The 20,122-nt window shown below is 40.6% G+C and carries 15 protein-coding genes and 1 pseudogene; 13 read left to right on the top strand and 3 right to left on the bottom strand.

What is annotated here, in order from left to right; translation table 11 throughout:
* Positions 1-209: 209 nt before the first annotated feature.
* The 8 genes and pseudogenes from HQK80_01565 to cheB all read left to right on the top strand — a co-directional run bounded on the left by HQK80_01565 (position 210) and on the right by cheB (position 10,835).
* The gene (locus HQK80_01565) at positions 210-491 is read left to right on the top strand and encodes an antitoxin of toxin-antitoxin stability system (GenBank protein MBF0220912.1); all 282 of its coding nucleotides are present in this window, start codon (positions 210-212) and stop codon (positions 489-491) included.
* Positions 488-772, top strand: a complete 285-nt coding sequence (locus tag HQK80_01560; GenBank protein ID MBF0220911.1) for a type II toxin-antitoxin system RelE/ParE family toxin — start codon at positions 488-490, stop codon at positions 770-772. Before HQK80_01565 ends, HQK80_01560 begins: the two co-directional genes overlap by 4 nt.
* A 253-nt stretch (positions 773-1,025) precedes the next feature.
* Positions 1,026-1,244, top strand: a pseudogene (locus tag HQK80_01555) (type II toxin-antitoxin system RelE/ParE family toxin).
* Positions 1,245-2,100: 856 nt separating this feature from the next.
* Positions 2,101-3,456: a response regulator gene (locus tag HQK80_01550; protein ID MBF0220910.1), complete on the top strand. Its 1,356-nt coding sequence runs from the start codon at positions 2,101-2,103 to the stop codon at positions 3,454-3,456.
* A gap of 12 nt (positions 3,457-3,468) precedes the next feature.
* Positions 3,469-6,156, top strand: coding sequence for a hybrid sensor histidine kinase/response regulator (locus tag HQK80_01545; GenBank protein MBF0220909.1), 2,688 nt, complete (start codon positions 3,469-3,471; stop codon positions 6,154-6,156).
* Positions 6,156-6,650 (top strand): chemotaxis protein CheW, encoded by a 495-nt coding sequence (locus HQK80_01540; protein MBF0220908.1) that lies wholly within the window; start codon positions 6,156-6,158, stop codon positions 6,648-6,650. Before HQK80_01545 ends, HQK80_01540 begins: the two co-directional genes overlap by 1 nt.
* A gap of 145 nt (positions 6,651-6,795) precedes the next feature.
* Entirely contained in the window at positions 6,796-8,793 is a 1,998-nt protein-coding gene (locus HQK80_01535) for a HAMP domain-containing protein (GenBank protein MBF0220907.1), read from the top strand.
* 41 nt (positions 8,794-8,834) lie between these two features.
* Positions 8,835-10,835, top strand: a complete 2,001-nt coding sequence (cheB, locus tag HQK80_01530; GenBank protein ID MBF0220906.1) for a chemotaxis-specific protein-glutamate methyltransferase CheB — start codon at positions 8,835-8,837, stop codon at positions 10,833-10,835.
* A gap of 123 nt (positions 10,836-10,958) precedes the next feature.
* On the opposite strand, the gene HQK80_01525 is transcribed toward cheB, so the two are convergent.
* Entirely contained in the window at positions 10,959-11,750 is a 792-nt protein-coding gene (locus HQK80_01525) for a substrate-binding domain-containing protein (protein ID MBF0220905.1), read from the bottom strand.
* Positions 11,751-11,912: 162 nt separating this feature from the next.
* Entirely contained in the window at positions 11,913-12,323 is a 411-nt protein-coding gene (locus tag HQK80_01520) for a DUF523 domain-containing protein (protein MBF0220904.1), read from the bottom strand.
* A gap of 81 nt (positions 12,324-12,404) precedes the next feature.
* Here HQK80_01520 and HQK80_01515 point away from each other — a divergent pair, with 81 nt between their 5' ends.
* Together HQK80_01515 and HQK80_01510 are read left to right on the top strand one after the other, a co-directional pair.
* Positions 12,405-12,701: a septum formation initiator family protein gene (locus HQK80_01515; protein ID MBF0220903.1), complete on the top strand. Its 297-nt coding sequence runs from the start codon at positions 12,405-12,407 to the stop codon at positions 12,699-12,701.
* A 7-nt stretch (positions 12,702-12,708) separates the two neighbouring features.
* Positions 12,709-13,686, top strand: a complete 978-nt coding sequence (locus HQK80_01510; protein MBF0220902.1) for a Gfo/Idh/MocA family oxidoreductase — start codon at positions 12,709-12,711, stop codon at positions 13,684-13,686.
* Between the two features lie 79 nt (positions 13,687-13,765).
* Here HQK80_01510 and HQK80_01505 read toward each other — a convergent pair whose 3' ends face one another.
* Positions 13,766-15,898, bottom strand: coding sequence for an EAL domain-containing protein (locus HQK80_01505; GenBank protein MBF0220901.1), 2,133 nt, complete (start codon positions 15,896-15,898; stop codon positions 13,766-13,768).
* Positions 15,899-16,160: 262 nt separating this feature from the next.
* Between HQK80_01505 and HQK80_01500 the strand changes: the two genes are divergently transcribed.
* The 3 genes from HQK80_01500 (at position 16,161) to HQK80_01490 (ending at position 20,103) form a co-directional block, all read left to right on the top strand.
* Complete coding sequence (locus HQK80_01500; GenBank protein MBF0220900.1) at positions 16,161-17,870, top strand: hypothetical protein; 1,710 nt, start codon at positions 16,161-16,163, stop codon at positions 17,868-17,870.
* A gap of 206 nt (positions 17,871-18,076) precedes the next feature.
* Positions 18,077-18,961, top strand: coding sequence for a hypothetical protein (locus HQK80_01495; GenBank protein ID MBF0220899.1), 885 nt, complete (start codon positions 18,077-18,079; stop codon positions 18,959-18,961).
* A complete protein-coding gene (locus HQK80_01490; GenBank protein MBF0220898.1) occupies positions 18,958-20,103 on the top strand; it encodes a hypothetical protein in 1,146 nt (381 codons plus the stop codon). Before HQK80_01495 ends, HQK80_01490 begins: the two co-directional genes overlap by 4 nt.
* Positions 20,104-20,122: the final 19 nt, after the last annotated feature.

Genomic DNA, 20,122 nt, shown 5'->3' with positions numbered 1-20,122 from the left:
TGAAGTTTGGAGCAAAAAGGGAAGGGAGTGGGGAACGGTTATGTGATTTCAATTAGGACGAGTTTTTGCGAGGGACAGTTGCAAGAGCGTTTCCGCTTGTCGTTACCAACATGTCGTAAAACACCTGTTTTTCAACACCTCGGCAGTTGCAGGAGGTGATGAAAACATATATAATAAGTCATTACCAAACAAACTGAGGAGGTTGCACCATGCCGAAAGAAGCCGTTTTTACGATGAAGCTAGAACCTGAGCTGCGCTCCGAGTTCATGGCCGAGGCCGAGGCCGCCCATCGGCCGGCCTCTCAAGTGCTCCGCGAGCTAATGCGCGAGTTTGTCCACCGCCAGCGCCAAGCGCGGGAATATGACGAGTTCCTACGCAGCAAAGTCGAAGCCGGCAGGACTTCTATGCAAGCTGACCGTGGCCGGTCAAATGAAGAGGTTGAAGCCGCATTTGCCGCCCGGCGTGACCAGGTAACGAGTCCGGCGGCGTGAGAGTCATTTGGACGCCAGAAGCGGAGCAAGACCGCGCCGACGTGTGGGACTACATTTCAACCAACAACCCGAGCGCAGCTGCCCGTATGGATGAGCTATTCAGCAATGCGGCAGCCATGTTGGCCAAGCATTGCTATTTAGGTAAGCAGGGGAAGATCTCTGGTACCCGCGAACTGATACCGCATGAAAGTTATCGCCTTGTATACGAGATCGAGCGGGAAACGGTATGGATTCTTGCTTTGGTGCATACAGCCAGGCAGTGGCCGCCAGTCCGCAATTAATGAAAAATCATCCAATGATGACGGAATTTCTCAAATGGCGGCTGGTGACACGAGTGTCGGTTCTACCTCTTGTGGCCGATTGATTGCAAATGTCGCGATTGCCTACAATTCTCTGTTGCTGTCTGGGCTGCTGTGCCGGTATTTGGCAACTGACAACGAAAAGGCGTTGTACTTGCTCAGGCGAATCTCCTGCGGCCTAGCAGCACCTGCATTTCCTTGGACACTACGCATTCCGCGACAAGCGGAAACCGATCGATTTAGAAGTTCCATCGTCACGTATTGCGAAAATCTGCGGGACTTCCCGTATCGAGGAAACAGTCGCGATGACATACGCCCTGGTTTACGCATCACAAATTATAAAAAACGCGCCGTGATCGCCTTTGCCGTGGGCACTGATTTAATATCTATCATCGGTGTTTTCTACGGAGGCCAAGATCACGAAACTGTATTGCGATCAGATTTTGAAAGCTAATAGATTAAAGACACGAGATTGGGGAAAATCATAGAACCTCAGTAACAGTCTTCAGTCTGGCAATTCTTAGAATGTGATTGAGGACATCATGAACGACCAGGGTAACAGGTTAGCGCTATCCAGGGTGATTTTATTCTAGTAAATATTCGGCTTGAGCTAAAAACAGTTAAGTAGTAACATTTCCTCCTTAGCGGGTGTTTTTCCTCAGCCCCAAAGGGGCGTAACATACTAGCCCAGGGCAACGCCCTGGGATATAGGAACATATAATAAATAGCCCTGAAAGGGCGTCACATAGGCTTAAAACCGGCAGGGTCAGCTTAGATGTCACGCCCTTTCAGGGCTATCTGTACTATTCCAGTCCCCAGGGCGTTGCCCTGGGCTGGTATGTTCTGGCCCTTTCAGGGCAAACCGAATATTTACCTATTCTAATATAATTACTTAACAACCTTGGCAAGTTACATTATATCCTGAACAACATTTTCACTGCGTGTTAGATTGGTTCTTATCCAATCTCCAAAGGGCACGGCCCCGAGAACATGACCAGAATAAGAAGATTCGCAGTTGGTTTAATCAAAAGCACCGGCGTACGTAGTGTGGCACAAAAAATGAGACAGCTATCATTTAACACCCGCTCAGTATTCGGTTTGTTAAAAATGACTGGCAATACCCATTGTGTTTCAGTAGCTTGAAAGTTAGAATAAATTTACCGTGAGCCACCCCCCACTTGCACTCCACTGTTCATAACAACGTATTTATCGATCAGAGCCAGCTATAATAAAATTTGATATTGTAAATTGGTTTTGATATCATTTATCGAGTTTCCCTTAAAAATTATTTAATAATTCAAATACTATCCATGACTAAATTAAATATATTACTCGTTGAAGACTCAGCAGTTATCAGAAAAAAGCTAAAACTTCACATTGAAAAGCTCGATTATAAAGTTACTGAGGTTGCTGACGGGGAAGAGGCATTCAAATGTGCCTGTCAGAATCAATTTGATCTGGTCATTACAGATGTTGATATGCCCGTCAAAAACGGTTTACAGCTCTGCAAAGATCTAAGGGATACTAGTTCAACAAAATCTCTTCCAGTAATCATGGTTAGTGACTTTGATTCTGAAGATGATATCTCTAAAGGATTTGAAGCTGGTGCATCAGCCTATCTGCCCAAAAGTGAAGTCTTAGAAAGGCTGCAAGAACAGATAACAAACGTCCTTGCCAGTTCATCGTTTCGCAGCGTACATACCATCTTAATAGTTGAAGATACTCCCACCATCCGTAAAGCAATTAAATATGGTCTAATTCAAGCCGGCTTTAAAGTTCTTACCGCTTCAAACGGTAAAGAAGCCATCGATATGCTGCGGAAAAAGAAAGTAAATCTAATTCTCAGTGATATAGAGATGCCTGAAATGGATGGTTTTGCTTTGTGCCGACAGCTTAAAGCTGACAGCGATCTCCATGAGATACCTATTGTAATAATGAGTACTCATTCAGAAAGATCCTACATGAAACGCGTTGTTGAACTTGGAGCCGCTACCTATCTTGTAAAACCCTTCAACCCGGAAGAACTGATCATTATTATAGATAGAATTCTTTCTGACCAATTTCAGATCTTGCTCCATGAAACGAAACGGCTGGAGAATGAACGTCAAATGATGTTAGCCTCCATTACCAGCCTGGTTCACGCCCTTGAAGCACGTGATGCATACACCAGAGGACATTCAGAAGGAGTAGCTGAGATAACTGCAGGAATGGTTCGCCTAACCGGTGCAAGTGAAAGTGAAATTGAAACAGCTCTGATTGGTGGCAGACTTCACGATATTGGCAAAATCGGTGTAAAGGACAGTGTCCTGTTAAAAGATGGTAAACTAACCAGTGAAGAATACGAGCATATCAAGGCCCATCCAGTGATCGGTGCCAATATTCTTAAAGCAATTGAAAGTTTGGCTGAAATTATTCCAATATGCCTTCACCACCATGAACGATTTGACGGCAAAGGTTATCCGGACGGGCTTAAAGGTGAAGAGATACCATTAGTTGCCAGAATGGCTGCAGTTGCAGATACTTTTAATGCTATGACCAGTGATCGTCCTTATCGAAAAGGAATGCCCCAAGCAAAAGCAGTTAGTATCATACAAGAGGTTTCAGGCACGCAATTATGCCCTGAAGCAGTCAATCTTTTTATGCAGTGGTTAGGTCAGCAAACATAATTGTAATAATTCATGGATGAACCCCTGATATTTGAGTTTGTCGGCGAACTCAAAGAACATATTGAAAAAATTGAGTCGGGCCTTCTCATCCTTGAAACACAAAAGGACAAGCCGGACCAGGAAATAGTCTCGCAAATATTTCGACCGCTGCACTCAATAAAAGGTGCTGCAGGTTTTATGGAACTTCATAACATCAAGAAGCTTGCCCATTCAATGGAGAGCATTCTTGTACCCATTCGTGACAACAAACAACTTCCCAACCAAAAAATATTTGATCATCTTTTTTCAGGGCTCGATATCTTAAAAAAAATGACTGCTGATATCCTTAACAGCAATAATATGGATATCGATGCCATATGTACTGCCATTATAAATTTAAAATTGCATCCGGAAGATGATGGTATCAAATCTTCAGAAAAGCAAAAAAACGTGGCCTTGGGTTCAGATTCAGTACATCAAACAACCATCAATGCTTTAAACGGTCAGCAAGACCCTGCCCAAACTGAGTTTCCAATTGACTCCTGTGATAGCAACTCTGAGCATCCTGAACCAATCAAGAGTGAACAATCGGACACGATTCGACTTAATGTAAGAATCCTTGACCAGTTGCTTGCACTTGCCGGAGAACTCGTTCTAGTCAGGAATCAACACCTTCGAGCGGTAGACACAACAACCCCTCTTGTAAAGGGAATTTCTCAACGCCTCGATCAAGTGACAACTGAACTGCAAGAAACCATCATGCAGACCAGGCTCCAAACCATTGATATTATTTTTAGCCGATTTCATCGAATAGTTAGAGATATATCCCAAAAACAAGAAAAGATAATTGATCTAACCTGCTCCGGTAATGATGTTGAACTGGACAAAACAGTCATTGAATCTTTGACTGACCCCTTGATGCACATAATTCGAAACTGTTGTGACCACGGCCTTGAAACACCTTTAGTTAGAACAACAAAAGGAAAAACCTCTGCAGGCAAATTAACGGTTAAGGCTTCTCATGAAGCAGGCCACATTCAGGTGGTCGTTAAGGATGACGGTCGAGGAATTGACCCAATAGCCATTAAAAATAAATTACTGACACTCGATCGTGCAAAGGCTCAGATTTATGAGGAAATGAATGAGAAAGAGCTTATCTCCTGCATTTTCAAACCAGGACTAACCACTTGTAAGGAGATCAGTGAATTTTCTGGGCGTGGTGTCGGGATGGATGTTGCTAATACATCCATCAAGAAAATTGGTGGAACAATTGGTGTTGAATCACAGTTAAATATAGGAACTACATTCACTATTGAAATCCCTTTAACCTTGGCAATCATTCCTAGCATGGCGGTTAATGTTTCCGGGCAACGATTTGCAATTTCTCAGCATAGGGTAGAAGAACTTGTCTGTCTTTATGATAATGACATCTATGATAAAATTGAATGCCTTGGCAATCAGGAAGTCTACCGATTACGTGATGAGCTTATCCCTATTGTCAGACTTTCTGAAGTTTTAAAACATAACAAACCATTTACCGAGGAAAAAAAACTTTCAATTACGAATAAATACAGCCAATTAAAAAAACAGGTTCAATGTGCCGCAGAGCATACACCCGACTCTTTGCATTTTCTGATTACCAAAGGAGGTCAGCAAAAATTTGGCCTGATCATCGATAAAGTCATTGGTTCTGAGGAAATCGTCATTAAGCCCATGCATAGCTTCCTCCAGCATTTACCTATTTATTCAGGAGTGACAATAATGGGTGATGGGGAAATGGCATTGATACTCGATGTCGATGGCATTGCCAAGTATTACAATGTGGATGTTACCAATAGCAGATCACTATCTCGAGAAACTGAAGAAATAGGTATATCTCAAGATGTACTGCTTTTCTCAAATAACCCCGATGAACATTTTGCATTACCCCTGTTGCAAGTGAAAAACATAAAGCGTGTAGCAATAAAACAGATCGAATCTATTGGCGACAAAGAGTTTCTTACAATTAATGGAATATCTACCTTAGTACTTCGACTAGGCAATATACTGGACCTTGACTCTCCAGTACAAAATGAAGAGATGTTTCTAGTAACCCCAAGATATGTGAAAGAACCAGTAGGAATACTGATAAATTGTCTCAGTGGAACCCGTTTGCTTCCCGAGCAATTTGAAGAAAAAGGATTCCTCGGTCAATCGACGCTTGGTACTGTGATACTCGATAAACAACTTACATCAATTTTGGACATATACAGTCTGATAGAGCAGGCAGAACCAAAATGCCTTACGCCGGAACGCCAAAATCTCAATACTTCGTTAACACCCAACATTCTGCTAGTTGAAAAGGACAAGCTTTTACAGAGGCTCATCAAGCAATATTTTCGCTCTGCCAAATTTAAAGTCAGTATCGCAGCAACAGTTGAAGATGCTATACACCTATTGGGGAAACAGCCTTTTAATGTAATTGTTATTGATTTAAATCTGTTAAAAAACAACAAAAACCGACTAGTTGATTTCATTAAAAACGGCATAAAAGAACAGACGATACCGATATTCGCTACTTTGCCACTTGATGTTGATCCAGATGAAGCCAAGTATAAAGAAGTAGGCTTTGACGGTTATTTGAAGAAATACGACCGTGAATCCCTCATAAATGCCATTATTAAGAAGATCAACGATTTAGAAAGTGTTTCTGCAGCTACACAGATGGATCGAGACATATAATGCCTGAAAACGCACTATTATTTGGTGATGAGAATTCGCTACAGCTCTGCACCTTTTATTTAGCTGAAAGACTCTATGGTCTTACTATCACCGATGTAAAAGAAGTTTCTGGTGAGCTTACAATAACCCCTGTTCATCACGCGCCTAAAGAAGTTTGTGGTTATGTGAATATTCGAGGGTCATACTATCTCATTCTCAACTTACGAATGATGTGTGGATACGACTGTTTAGATATTGGTAGAGAGAGTAGAATTGTTCTTTTTAAACCAGAGGCGGGTGAATCCTTCGGGGTTCTTGTGGATAAAATTGGTGACATAACAAAAGTTAACACCGGTCTCATTGAGGACAGACGTAAAAAAAATACCACTTTGACAAAGGGTGAATCTGACAGACGCAGCAGAACAGATTTTGTCAGTGGAGTATGTAAACTTGAGGATAAACTTATTATTTTATTAAATGCTAGAATGATGCTGGCAAGTATCAACAAACAATAACCAAATTGTGCTACTTGTTAATCAATGGTCACCCACTACCATAATTCATGTGATTTCGATTCATTACCTTTACCTGCGGTAATCCCTTTGCTATGATTTAAACAGAACTTTTCTTTAATTTCACCCAATTTCAAGGTGCCTGAAAATGAAAATCACCCGAAAGCTGATAGTAAGTATCTCGATTATTTCAATAATAGCAATACTTGCAATCTCATTGTTTGTTCGTAAGAATTTTAATTCCGAAAATCAAAAAATGATTGATTCATTTACAGGCACCCTTACTGAAGCTAATGAAAGTTCTATGCAGGTTTTAGGAGATGCTTTCAAGAACACGGTAAGAGAGCTTGAAGATGCTGATGACCTGGCTCAAATAATGATGCTGGATCTATACAAAGATTCAATAAACAAACAGCTGGAAATCATCTCTAAGCAATTACTTCATTACGCCGTAATGGGAGAACAACAAGATGAAATTAATTCTTATTTTGAAAGCTTTCTTAAAGAAAGCCAGGATATATATTACATACGATACACAACCAAAGAAAATCCATCAGCTGCTGACTTTCATACATATGGCAATGAAGAACTTTCAAAAGCCAATTACATAGTCAGTAAAGAACTTACAAATGAAGCCCCATCGGCTTATGCATATGTCGAAATGCAGGTAACACTTACCAATATCAGGAGTACATTAGATGAACTTGATGGTATTTTTGCAAATATCAACAAATCAAACAACCTCATGATGACTGTTTTGAAAAATAATAGCATTGAGAAATTAACTAATTCAATAGCAACCGAAAAAGCAAACTCCGCAAAAATTGTAACTAATTTTACCACTAAGATTATTTTTCTGCTTAGCATCACCCTGATTGTGATGATTTCTGCCATTGCATTTATGACTAAATCCATAACGACTCCTCTAAAAGAGTCCATTTGCAAGGTTAAAGAAATAGCGGATGGAGACCTTACCATACGAATGAATGTTAATAGCAGCGATGAAGTCGGTGAGCTCGCAGCAGCCATCAATATAATGCTTGAGTCGATTTCTGAGAGAGCAGAATTAGCTAACACCATCGCCTCTGGCAAGTTCCCAGACTCTATTTATATCCAGTCAAAAAATGATACATTTGGCATTGCTTTGGACACAATGGTAAAGAATATCTCATCGATGATCAAAGAGATTCAAAACAATGCGGTCATTCTCACTAAATCATCAGAGAGCTTATCCCAAGTCTCCTATGGAATGATTCAAAACTCTGAAAATATGATGATAAAATCTGAAAGTGTAGCCAGTGCAACCGAACAAATGTCCAGTAATATAAACTCTATGGCGTCAGCTGCAGAAGAGATGAGTGTAAATATCGCAACTGTTTCGTCCGGTGCTGATGAAATGTCCCAGGCTATGGGTGAAATGGCACATTCAGTTGAGGAAATGACTTTGTCGATAAGCAAAATCTCTCAGATGGTTCAAGATGGTACGGAAATATCTAACAAAGCTGCAAATATGGCCAGTGACGCGACAGATGTTATGAAAGGGCTGGGATCATCCGCCCGAGAAATTGGTGAAGTTACTGAAGTTATTAAAAGGATAGCTGAAAGAACAAACTTATTAGCATTAAATGCCACAATTGAAGCTGCTTCAGCTGGTCAGGCAGGGAAAGGCTTTGCCGTAGTAGCAAACGAAATTAAGGAATTGGCAAACCAAAGCTCAGCCGCAGCAGAAGATATCGCTAAACGAATTTCAGGTGTCCAAATAAATACTGAAGATGCTGTCAGGGTTATCGATGGAGTAGCGGAAATTATTGTAAGACTTAAACAAACGTCGACCGAAATTGCCCAGTCTGTCGAAGAGCAAAATAAGACCTCAACTACTATTGCAGCGAGTATTTCCCAAGCAAGTCTTAACTCTACAGAAATTGCATCATCTATCTCTGAGGTGGCAATGGGAGCAAATGATATGTCCCGCAACAGTAATGATGCTTCAAAAACCACCGGAGAATTGTCTGAAAACATTTTACAGGTCAGTAAAGAAGCAAAAGAAACTGATGCCGGCGCCCAGCACGTTAACAAAATAGCCAATGAGCTGACTGACATTGCTGGCGATCTGGAAAAACTTGTTAACAAATTCAGTTTTTCGTAACCTCCACAATATCTAAACTATTTGGATTCATTACAAAAAAAATGACAGAAAACACCCTTAAGTCTTCCCCCAATTTTTCTGTTCTCAAAACCCTTATCATTGATGACTCCCGAATTTTCCGCAATACTCTTGAAAAGAGCCTTGCACAAATATCTACCACAGAAGTTATTGGTTCTGTCTGGAGCGGAGAAAAGGCGTTACTGTTAATAGAAGATACTCCACCAGACTTGATTATTCTTGATGCTGATATGCCAGGTTTAAACGGTATTGAAATATTAAAAAAAATAAACCTACTAAGAAATTTAGAGAAAATAACGAAACCAATCTGTATAATTTACTTAGTACCAGCCTCAGATATAAACCAAGCTCAGTCCACTTTACAAGCCCTTGAGGAAGGAGCCTTTGACTACATACATAAACCCCAACAGGTCAGTGAGAAACATGCAATTGAAATCTTACGAGACCAGCTTCGGGAGAAAATTTATCTCTATACCCAAAAGGAACATAGCCCTGATGTGCGTCAGCGAGCATTACGCACAATAGAGACTTCTAAAAAACTTAAAACTGATGCTCTTCTGCCGTATCATTGCCAATTCAAGGCAATCATTATCGGCGCATCGACTGGAGGCCCCAAAGCACTTCATGATATGCTCCCAGAGCTTTGTGAAAAAACCGATTTGCCAATTTTTATTGTTCAGCACATGCCTGCATCATTTACCCTTTCTTTGGCAACTAATTTAAATAAGTACTGCCGTCATACCGTAATGGAAGCACAAATAAACGCTACAGTTAGTAACAATTATGTCTATATTGCCCCTGGAGGCAAACACCTTACAGTAAAAAAGATGGATGACCAGATTGTGACTGTTTTAAACGAAAGACCTCCCGTTAACGGCTGCCGCCCCTCGGTCGACACACTCTTTAGCTCTGCTGCTGACGTTTACAATGGCAATGTTATCGCTATCATTCTTACCGGAATGGGAAATGATGGCGCAGTTGGAATCTCGACCCTTAAGGAGCATGGCGGTTATACAATTGCTCAGGATGAGGAATCAAGTGTGGTCTGGGGAATGCCCGGAAGTGCCGTTGCTACTGGCCATATCGATGACATTAAGCCGCTTACCGAAATCCCCAGGAAAATTTCCCAGTTATTACGACAAAGATCCGAAGTAGTTACCGATTTGCCGGAAAAAGCCTTTTCCTTTTTGCAGAGGTATATCCACGAAAAATGTGGCATTAAAATCAATAGCGACAAAAACTATTTATTTCAGCACCGTTTATTCCCTGTTCTTCAGGAAGAAGGTTTTGAAAATTTCATAGATTTTACTCTGCACCTGAGACGGAACAAGGCTTCAGATGAGCTACAGATGAAAATTATTAATGCGATTATCATTAATGAAACGTCATTTTTTCGAGATATTTACCCTTTTGAGTTGTTTAAAGAACTAATCTGCCCTAAGATTCTTGACTATTGCCGAACTCCGGCAGTGTCCATTTGTCCAGCAACATCCCCCAAAAGAATATGGTGCGTAGCCTCTTCTACAGGCCAAGAAGCATACAGCCTTGCCATGCTGATCGACGAATTTTTTGAAGAAAAAATGCTGGATGCTACTAAAAAGAAAGATTTACAGATTCTGGCAACTGATATTTCTGTTGCTAATCTGGAACGTGCAGTTAAAGGAGAATACAATGATTTTGAAATTAGCCGTGGCCTTTCTGCCGAACGGAGGAGCAGGTATTTCAAAAAGGACGGCAACTCGTGGCAAGTGACAGATCGTATTCAAAATAGTGTCGAGTTTAAAGCGCTAAACCTGACAAAACCTTTTGCTGATAAACTTGGAAAGTTTGATGTAATTGTTTGCCGAAATGTCCTTATTTATTTTGACAATGAAACCCGAGAAAGAATCTTTAAGCAGTTTCACAGCATGCTGAAGAACGACGGCTTCCTTCTCCTGGGTTCAACTGAAAATATCCTGACGCAGAGCCATATTTTCAAATCAAACCGTCAAAACAAGGCAACATTTTTCACCAAAAACCACTAAACCAAAAGTCGTTTTTGAACACTGCTTGTATTTTATAACTATTCTTCAAAAACAATTTTTTTCACTTATGTGTAAAACTTTTGGTTTTGACAAGTAGAAGTAATTAGAGTTAGTGTATTTCACCTATAAAGGCGATCCACCTCGGGCAATAATTGCTTCACGAGCAGATGATGAAGTGGCAAAATCAATAAATTTTTTGATGTTGCCCTTATTATTTACCTCTTTATAAATAAGTCCGAGTGTTCCAAAGAGTTCATAGTCTTCTTCAGAAGGCAACTTCCCATTAATTTTCAGAATTTTAACGGATTCAAATTTCGCAACATCAAAGGGGCCAAAACCTATAGTCCTTGTTTTTTGACCAATAAGTTCAAAATTTTCAGGGGTGCTGAAAGCGGTTCTAGCAGTACTGACAAATTGAATATCCTTGAAACCAGGCATTTGCTTTCGTAGATTTTGCAGTGAAGAATCTCCGTCTTCACGCTTAACCACCTTAATGCTATCTTCATTGCCACCAACATCTTTCCAGTTGGTTATCTCACCGCTAAAAATATCAACAACCTGCTGGTAACTGAGATTATCAACAGGAACTTCTTTGCTCACAACAATGACAACAGGAACCTTCGCATATGGTTTATAGATAAGACCGAAATGTTTTTCCTTGTCTTTTATAGTTCGAGCGACACGACCAAGCACGTTCAGGTCTCCACCTACAGATTTCACAGCCCCCCCGGATCCAATACTTTCGGGGACAGATATATCTACTCCAGGATTTTGTTTGGTAAAGGCTTCACCTAAAGATTTGAGGATATTTACACCATCACCCGTACCAACTATTTCAATGACTTCCGCAGAGGTATGTGCGCTAAAACAAAGAATTGTCAGTACAGATCCCATTAAACATAAAAATCGTTTCATTAAAAATCTCCTTAATAATTATAGGTTTTGTCAATTTTTCTATGCCATGAACAGTATATTTATTATTGCATATTATTTTTAAAGATCAAAATTTATATTGAACAGCGTCTTCATCGAATAATTGCAAATCTAAGCACATCTCTATCATGACAAATACGATCATTAATATTCTCGAAGAGAATACCCATGTTTTTTTAGAAGTGCTGCCGTGACCCCTAGAATCTTAACACCACAGCTTGGGCTTTTACTTTTCAGGAGTACCGCTTCTACATTATGCATTTGGGCAATTTTCAATACTTGGTACGCCCCTTCAATAAAATTTGATGTTACATCACAACCATCGCGGGTAATGATCTTTGCTTTTCCCTCTAAGACATCGTTACCATCGCCACCCACGATATCTGCGGCAGTGCGTGGTGTCGACAACCCCCCTAACTGCTCCGGACAGATTGGCACAACATGGGTTGTTTTGCAAATTTCAAGACAGTACCTATTTGGCTTGCATTGCCCGTCATAACGTGAATTAATCCCTAAAAGACAGGCGCTGACTATAAATAAAGGGGTTGAAGCCATATCAAAATCCGTGGTAGTTATAAGTTGGAAAAGTTAAATCAGTTTTCCCATTTTATTATAAACATAATTATCATGTGAATCATGCGAACATATAAACTCAAAAAATATAAAACGCTTATTTGGTTTGTCGGCACCAGCCTTATCGTATTACTTCTCTGGATTTTGTTTGCGCCCTACGGTGCAAACAAGTACTCGCACATCAGTGAAGAAATTGACAAGGTTTCTGCTGACATCGAAAACATCTCGACTCAAAACAAGTCACTCAATGATGAAATTGCGAAATTAAAGGGTGATAGACAGTATGTTGAAGATTTTGCCCGTAAGGAGTATGGTCTTTTAAAGGAGAATGAGATAATCTTCGAGTTTAAAAAGAAATGAGTCATCTATGAGTTTTGATAAAATTAATGTTGGGGTTATTGGCACTGGTAATCACGGCAGCCGATATGTAAAACATATAGTCAATGACCTTAAAAAGCAGTTTTACTTACAAGGTATCAGTCGGAGTTCTTCAGATAAGGGCATAGCACAAGCTAGAGAGTTCAACACGGAGTTTTTCCCAAATTTCACAGAACTTATTGCCAGTCCGACGATTGACGCTGTTATTTCTGTTACACCACCATATCTTAATAAACAGATTGCTGACACCTGCCTCAGCCACAACAAAAAACTACTCTTAGAAAAACCCTTAGCAACAACCATGGAAGATGCTCAACACATTGTTGATACATTCAAAGAGTCCAAACTTGCGCTAACCATCGGCCAAACACTTCGTTACAATAACGTTATTCAAACTCTTAAAAAAGAGTTTGTTCGTATCGGCGTACCACATGCTTTTTCTGCCACTCACAGACTTGAACCCTCATCGATACCCTGGCTCACAGACCCAAAACAAGCTGGCGCGGGTGTAATTTTTCATACAGCGGTTCATCTGTTTGATGCCTTACGCTATATTACTGGCCTAGAGGTTAAACGCGTCCACGCCTCGTCCTTTAAATTGTATAACCCCAACTTGGAAGACCTGGTAACTGCTCAGATTGAGATGGATAATGGCATGGTTGGTATTATCGAGTCAAGCAAAGTAACACCCGCCCGCTCTGCCCGCTATGAGTTTACCGGCAGTTTGGGACAACTTCAAGGTGATCAGATCCACGGTTTCGTGCAATTTCTTAGAGGAATGGGGACCACTGAAATTTACCGCGGGCCTTCGTCGCCTGCCATACTTCCGCTTTTAAGAGACTGGCATCTTTTTCTAACTGGCAAAGGGGACAACCCAATTTCTGGTGAGGACGGACTTGCTGCAGTTAAAATATGCGATGCCTGTAGAAAATCCGCAAAACTTCAGCAGTGGGTAACAATGGCTTAATAGATTGTCACAGCTGTGAACCGGTTATTAGAGAAAATGCAGGTGGAAAATGGAAGTTCTGAGGGCTGTATGACTTACATTAGGTGAAAAGGGAGTTTATATTCCAATCGGGGAAATAGGCGACAACATCCTCAGGTGCAACTGGCTTACTGACCAGAAAACCTTGAATAATATCACAGTCTAAATCGCGCAGGTAGGTGAGATGTTCTTTTTTCTCAACACCCTCGGCCACAACTTCCAGATCTAAATTGTGGGCCAATGTAACAATCGCCTTTACAATAAGAGCATCGTCTTTATTTGTCCCTAAGTCTTTCACAAAGGAACGATCTACCTTTAGTACGTCCACCGGAAATCGTTTCAAATAGTTTAAAGACGAATACCCCGTCCCGAAATCATCTATTGAAATAGTGCATCCTAGATGACTCAGCTCCTTCAGCAAAGTGATGCTTCCTTCAGCATCATCCATCAGCATTGACTCGGTAATTTCGAACTCAATTAAGGTTGGATCTACATTTGAGATATAGAGCACCTCCCTGATAGAGTTGATCAAACTATCTTTCTTGAACTGACCGGCAGATAAGTTTATAGCTGTTTTAATGCGGTGACCATTGTCCTGCCAGGTTTTACATTGTTTGCAGGCTGTGAGCATTACCCATTTACCAATGGGAATTATCAGGCCCGAGTCCTCTGCTAATGGAATAAACTCCATCGGAGAGATCACCCCCATTTCAGGATGAACCCAGCGGATCAAAGCTTCGACACCAACAACCTCACCCGTGTTCAGATTAATCTGGGGTTGATAGAGCAGCTTAAACTGTTGACAATCAACAGCCTTGCGTAAACTTGTTTCAAGGGCAAAACGTGCAAATGCCTTTGTGTTAAGATCGGCTGTGTAAAATTGGTATGAGTTTTTTTCAAGTTCTTTAGCGCTGGACAAGGCAGAATCAGCCGTTTTCATCAACTCTTTAACCGTTTCACCATCATTAGGGAAAACTGAAAGTCCAATTCTACAGTTTAAAAATATCTCATTGCCCTCATGGACAATTACCTTTGTTATGTATTCTATGAGCCGGCGTGCAACAATCGCAGCATCTGCCATATCTTTCAGACACTCAAGAATGAGCCCGAACTCATCAGCCCCGAATCGGGCAGTGATATCATGCTCACTAACATTAGCTGCGGTATCTGAACGGCGCAGGCAATCACGAATTCGATGGGATATTTTCTGGAGTATTAAATCACCTACGTCACGGCCAAAAGTATCATTGATTGCTCTGAAGTTATCAATATCTATAAACATTACAGACAGGTATTGACCATTTCTTCGTGATTTTGAGATCGATGACCCTAAATGTTCTTTAAAAAGAACCCTGTTGGGCAGACCTGTTAAACGATCATAATAGGCCAGAAACTTAATTTTTTCCTCAGTTTTAACGCGTTCAGTAATGTCTTGACAGGTAAACAGAACCTTAACCGGTACAGATTTTGACGATGTCAGAATTGTCCCATCCTGTTTAAGAATCAGTTCATCACCCGTTGGGGTGAGCACTCGGTGTTCAAAAGAAAAACTCTTATTTTTGGAAAGTGCTTCAATAAGTGCGGTATCAACATCATATCTGTCATCTTCATGGACAATATTCAGGAAATCTTTATACAATTCGGGGGGATGCGTTGGGTCAAGAGAACACACACGGCACATTTCATCTCCCCAGGTCAATCTATTATCTGCCAGACGCCACTCCCAATTATGTAAACGGGCAATTTCCCTTGCAGTAGCAAGCTGAACCTGATTTAACGACAACTCATTAATAGCCTGATTGGCGCGAAGAATATAGCGAATGCGATAGCTTAACAGGAGAGGGTTTATCGGCTTAACAACAAAATCTGTCGCACCACAATCAAAAGCCTTGTTAATTGACTGATAATCATCCTGACCTGTGATCATAATTATTGGTACACGTTCACCACCAGGCAGTTGGCGTATCCGCTCACACACAGAAAAACCGCTAATTTTAGGCATAATCACATCGAGAAGAACCACATCGGGCTGAATCTTTTCAAAATCATTAATCGCCTCAAGGCCATCTGAGGCTTCAGCGACGAAAAATCCGGCCTTGGACATCCCTAAGCATAGAATCTCCCTCAGAATTTTGTCGTCATCAACAATCTGAATGAGGTATGAATTTTTCTCTTTTTCGGGCAAAAAAGACATATAGTAACTCGTCGTTAACAACAGAATAGTGAAATAATAGCTGACAAATATGGATACATTTTATGAATATTATTTCTCACTTAGCAAGAAATAATATTAAAAAAAATTTCATACACAATCTTCAAATATTAACTGGATTTTATTGCCACCGTTTTATACAATCTTCTGATAAAGTGACGTTCTTACAAGAACACCTCATGTTTTAATAAGTACACATTGTGAGTTTCATTTAGAAAATCACTGTAATCAGGATATAACAATTATGACGGTAAACAAACTGTTTGCAATACTTGCACTTCTTGTACTGAACCTGACAACGCTATGCCCCGATGTTCAGGCTGCCGACGCCACTCTTATTTACCCTCCAGACAAATCGTCTGTTACCCAGTCAACAATTCAGGTCGTTGGTATTGCGCCACAAGGCTCAACAAACATCAAAATTACAGTTAAGAACAGTAGCGGCGTTAATGACTACAGTACTTTTGTCACGAACAAGGCCTTTAGTCAGCTCGTTGATTTAAGGCCGGGAGAAAACACAATTACCATAAATGGTTCGGCCGCAGGCAGTCACTCTGTACTTCTTACTGATGCTGCCAAAGAACCTCAATCCCACTCCCCTTTTGTGCTACACAGCAAAAACATACTGACTATGGAATGTGACAAATGTCACCCCAAATCAGTCCCCGGAAAAGTAGGCTTTACATATGTGCAACAAAACCTTTCATGCATAACCGACAAGTGCCACGCTAATCTAGAGAAAAAAGAGTTCAAACATGGCCCTTTTGCTGATCAGCACTGCATCCAATGCCACAATCCACACGGCACTCAACATACTAATTTTGTCGTAAATGTTCGCGCTGAACTTTGTTATCGTTGTCATGTTGAGGCTGCCACAATGACAAACGAGGGTCAATATGTTCATTTTCCAGTTACAAAGGGAGAATGTCTTCTCTGCCACGAACATCATGAGTCTAACCTTGCCTATCATTTAAAAAGAGATACAATTCTTGATTTGTGCCTGGGATGTCACACCAAAAACATTATCGAACATAAGGTTATGCATGAACCTGTTGAATCAGGTGACTGTAGCGCCTGTCACTCACCGCATATTTCTAATTTCAAAGGACTTCTCTCTGAGGGAGGTAAAGATTTATGCATTGAATGTCATGAAATACGAAAGGAAGAGTTTGAGAGTAAATACGTACATGAACCTGTTTCCAAAGACTGCAACCTGTGCCATGACCCTCATGGCTCCAGTTCTTATGATCACTTGAAAACAGCCAAAGATGAAAACGGCAAATATCTGACAGTCCAAAATCCTCTTAAAGCATTATGCATAAGCTGCCACCTTAAGTCAGACCCACAAGTCATAGATCAGATTGAAAATTCAACGGTTGCCCATAAACCTGTGCAGGAGGGCAAATGTACCGAATGCCACACGCCTCATTCATCAAACTTCTCTAAACAACTTAACGCACCTCTAAAGGAGATCTGTTTCAGATGTCATCCTGACATAAAAAAGACCATTACTGAAAGCCAATTTCAGCATGGCCCCGTCAGAACAAACGATTGCGCCCAGTGCCATTTAGTGCATGGCTCTAATCACAAAAATCTACTCCGGGCCGAATACTCTCTTAACTATCAGGGAGATTATGATCCGAAAAACTTTGAACTCTGCTTTGGTTGTCACAACAGTAAAGTAATTGAAGAAAACAATAGTCTGGATACCGGATTTAGAAATGGGACAAGAAACTTACATTTTGTTCATGTTCACCGCGATAAAAATGGTCGATTCTGCATAACATGTCACGACACCCATGCCTCAGACCAAGAAAAGCACATTCGAAAATCATTTACATTTAAGAAAAAATTTAAAATCACAATGGACTTCACTAAAACCGCAACAGGCGGTGGTTGCGTTGTTGGATGCCACAAACCAAGAAAATATGATCGTGAAAATCCGGTTAACTAAATAGTCAAAATTAAAACTAAGGGCTGTCTGTCATGCTAAACACTTACTTTTTCAAATCTATACAACGTATCTATCTCTGTGCACTATTTATTCTTCTGTTTTTAACTGTCCCCGTTGACAGTCTGGCCAAAGAAACCGGCACGTTGCATAACTATAAAATAGGTGACACATTACCTTCTTTCAAACTCCCCCCTTTATCGGGAGGTATGCCCGAAGTCTATGTTCCTGGTAATGGCAAACCTACCCTTCTTGTTTTTTTCTCTATCAGGCCAGATTTCAGAAAGAAACGGGCACTGGCCCTACTTTCCTCATTAGCTGATATCTCTGATGAGTATAAAAATAAGATTGAAATAGTTGGTATCTATTGTGATGACCAAGATAAACAGACCGTTTTAGATTACATGTCATCCGGTGTTGGTAATATCAAGCTTTTTAATGACTCGCTTAAAGATGTCTACAACAAATTCGGTATTTTCATGATGCCATTGGCAGTCATGACTCGTTCCGATGGCACCTTACACGAAGTGATCCCTTATACATTTAATATTCGTGAACTTATCAGTGGCAACTTCAAAGTACTCTTAGGGCAATGGACAAATGATCAACTACAGACATCATTACAACCTGATCCGGCGAAAAACCTGACCGACGAGGAAAAAGAGTATATTCGGCGAGTTAATTATGGCCGAATAATGATGACCAAAAAGATGCATAGTCAGGCTATTCGTGAATTTTCTAATGCTGTCAAACTTCAACCAAAAGCTATAGAAGCCTATTTAGAACTTGGCTTTTCCCACACAGCTATAAAAGAATGGGACAAAGCCCTGGAATCATTCCAGAAAGCTCAGTCGATTGACAGAGAATCTGATGAGGTTATTGCCGGCTTGGGTCTGTCATATTATGGGCTCGGTGATCATAAAAAGGCTAAAATTGAGTTGGAAAATGCCTTTATATCCCCCTTGCCCAAGCTTGATGTTATCATTGCACTCGCAGAAATTTATGAAGCTGAAGGCAATAATACAAAGGCCAACAGGCTTAATAAGTTAGCAATAAATCGCCTTATGACCCTTTATGAACAACGTTGGAAATGATTTCATTTACCGTAATCATATCGCTCATAATCTCCTTTTCAGTCAGTCCGGCCTTTGCCAATATTGATAAAAATGAAGCCGCAGATGAGTCCGTTGTTCTATGGTCCACTGTCAATCATTATACCTGGATATACACGGCTGGAGATCTTCCCCTCAGTGAGTTTTCCTTTCTTTTAAATAATGCCCAGAAGCACGATACAATTCATGCCAAAAAGATTGGCAGTAGTCTTCACGTCATTTTCTCCCTAAAACATGGGGAAAACTTCGTAGAGATTAAACACCTTGAGACAATGTTAGAAAAAAAAGAGATTCACTATTTCCCTGAGTTTGAATCTGAACTTGTACCTGATGAAGCGATACAAGAGCCATTTCACACCTCAACAAAAGAGTCAACATGCAGCGCCACTCAATGCCACCGGCTGACAGTGGACCCCTCAGATTTCAAGCCGACAGATATAAAGAAACAGATCTGTTACCAATGTCATGCTCATAAATTTGACGGATTCACCTCGCTTCACAAGCCGGCAGCCCTCGAGTGGAAATGTCTGCAATGTCATCTTGAAGAAAGTCGGGAGTCAGCTATGTTTCCTGGAGAACCATTACGATTCACCATTGAGGATCCATTTGAATTGGCCACACTGTGTTACAAATGTCATAAAAAGTTGAAAACCTTTATAGAATCTCAAAAATACTTACATGGCCCAATTGGCATGCAGGGATGTACTATGTGCCACAGTCCTCATGGTTCTACACATGAAAAACTCCTGCACAAAGAATCAATAACTCTTTGTATCGAATGCCACGAAGCCAAAAAAATGATTAACCTGCCAGTTGTACATAAGGCCACAACTCAAAAGGGTTGTATTGTCTGTCATCACCAGCATTCCAGCCCCTATAGATTTCAATTACGTACGGATATCACAAAACTCTGTTACACCTGTCACCCTAAAATTTCAAAGATGGAAAATAATCATCCAGTTCAAGGACACCCGGTATTCGTTAAAGAAACGGCCCCTTCAGAGAAGTTCAAAGTTTCGTGTGTTAGCTGCCACTCACCTCACTCTTCCGAATACGACAAACTATTACCCTTGGAAGAGATGATGATGCTCTGTGTTAATTGTCATAAAATTGGCAGTATTTAGGTGTACCTTTTAAAAACGA

The organism is Desulfobulbaceae bacterium, assembly GCA_015231515.1.
In the GTDB taxonomy this organism is placed as follows: Bacteria; Desulfobacterota; Desulfobulbia; order Desulfobulbales; family VMSU01; genus JADGBM01.
Note: the sequence above shows the minus strand (reverse complement) of the source record. Positions and strands in the feature narration are given on the sequence as shown.

What these genes read in the sequence shown, in the direction of transcription:
- HQK80_01550 (MBF0220910.1), top strand. Translation starts at nt 2,101, where the DNA reads ATGACTAAATTAAATATATTACTCGTTGAAGACTCAGCAGTTATCAGA.
- HQK80_01505 (MBF0220901.1), bottom strand. Translation starts at nt 15,898, where the DNA reads ATGTCTTTTTTGCCCGAAAAAGAGAAAAATTCATACCTCATTCAGATT.
- HQK80_01510 (MBF0220902.1), top strand. Translation starts at nt 12,709, where the DNA reads ATGAGTTTTGATAAAATTAATGTTGGGGTTATTGGCACTGGTAATCAC.
- cheB (MBF0220906.1), top strand. Translation starts at nt 8,835, where the DNA reads ATGACAGAAAACACCCTTAAGTCTTCCCCCAATTTTTCTGTTCTCAAA.
- HQK80_01525 (MBF0220905.1), bottom strand. Translation starts at nt 11,750, where the DNA reads ATGAAACGATTTTTATGTTTAATGGGATCTGTACTGACAATTCTTTGT.
- HQK80_01500 (MBF0220900.1), top strand. Translation starts at nt 16,161, where the DNA reads ATGACGGTAAACAAACTGTTTGCAATACTTGCACTTCTTGTACTGAAC.
- HQK80_01515 (MBF0220903.1), top strand. Translation starts at nt 12,405, where the DNA reads ATGCGAACATATAAACTCAAAAAATATAAAACGCTTATTTGGTTTGTC.
- HQK80_01545 (MBF0220909.1), top strand. Translation starts at nt 3,469, where the DNA reads ATGGATGAACCCCTGATATTTGAGTTTGTCGGCGAACTCAAAGAACAT.
- HQK80_01495 (MBF0220899.1), top strand. Translation starts at nt 18,077, where the DNA reads ATGCCCGAAGTCTATGTTCCTGGTAATGGCAAACCTACCCTTCTTGTT.
- HQK80_01520 (MBF0220904.1), bottom strand. Translation starts at nt 12,323, where the DNA reads ATGGCTTCAACCCCTTTATTTATAGTCAGCGCCTGTCTTTTAGGGATT.
- HQK80_01565 (MBF0220912.1), top strand. Translation starts at nt 210, where the DNA reads ATGCCGAAAGAAGCCGTTTTTACGATGAAGCTAGAACCTGAGCTGCGC.
- HQK80_01535 (MBF0220907.1), top strand. Translation starts at nt 6,796, where the DNA reads ATGAAAATCACCCGAAAGCTGATAGTAAGTATCTCGATTATTTCAATA.
- HQK80_01540 (MBF0220908.1), top strand. Translation starts at nt 6,156, where the DNA reads ATGCCTGAAAACGCACTATTATTTGGTGATGAGAATTCGCTACAGCTC.
- HQK80_01490 (MBF0220898.1), top strand. Translation starts at nt 18,958, where the DNA reads ATGATTTCATTTACCGTAATCATATCGCTCATAATCTCCTTTTCAGTC.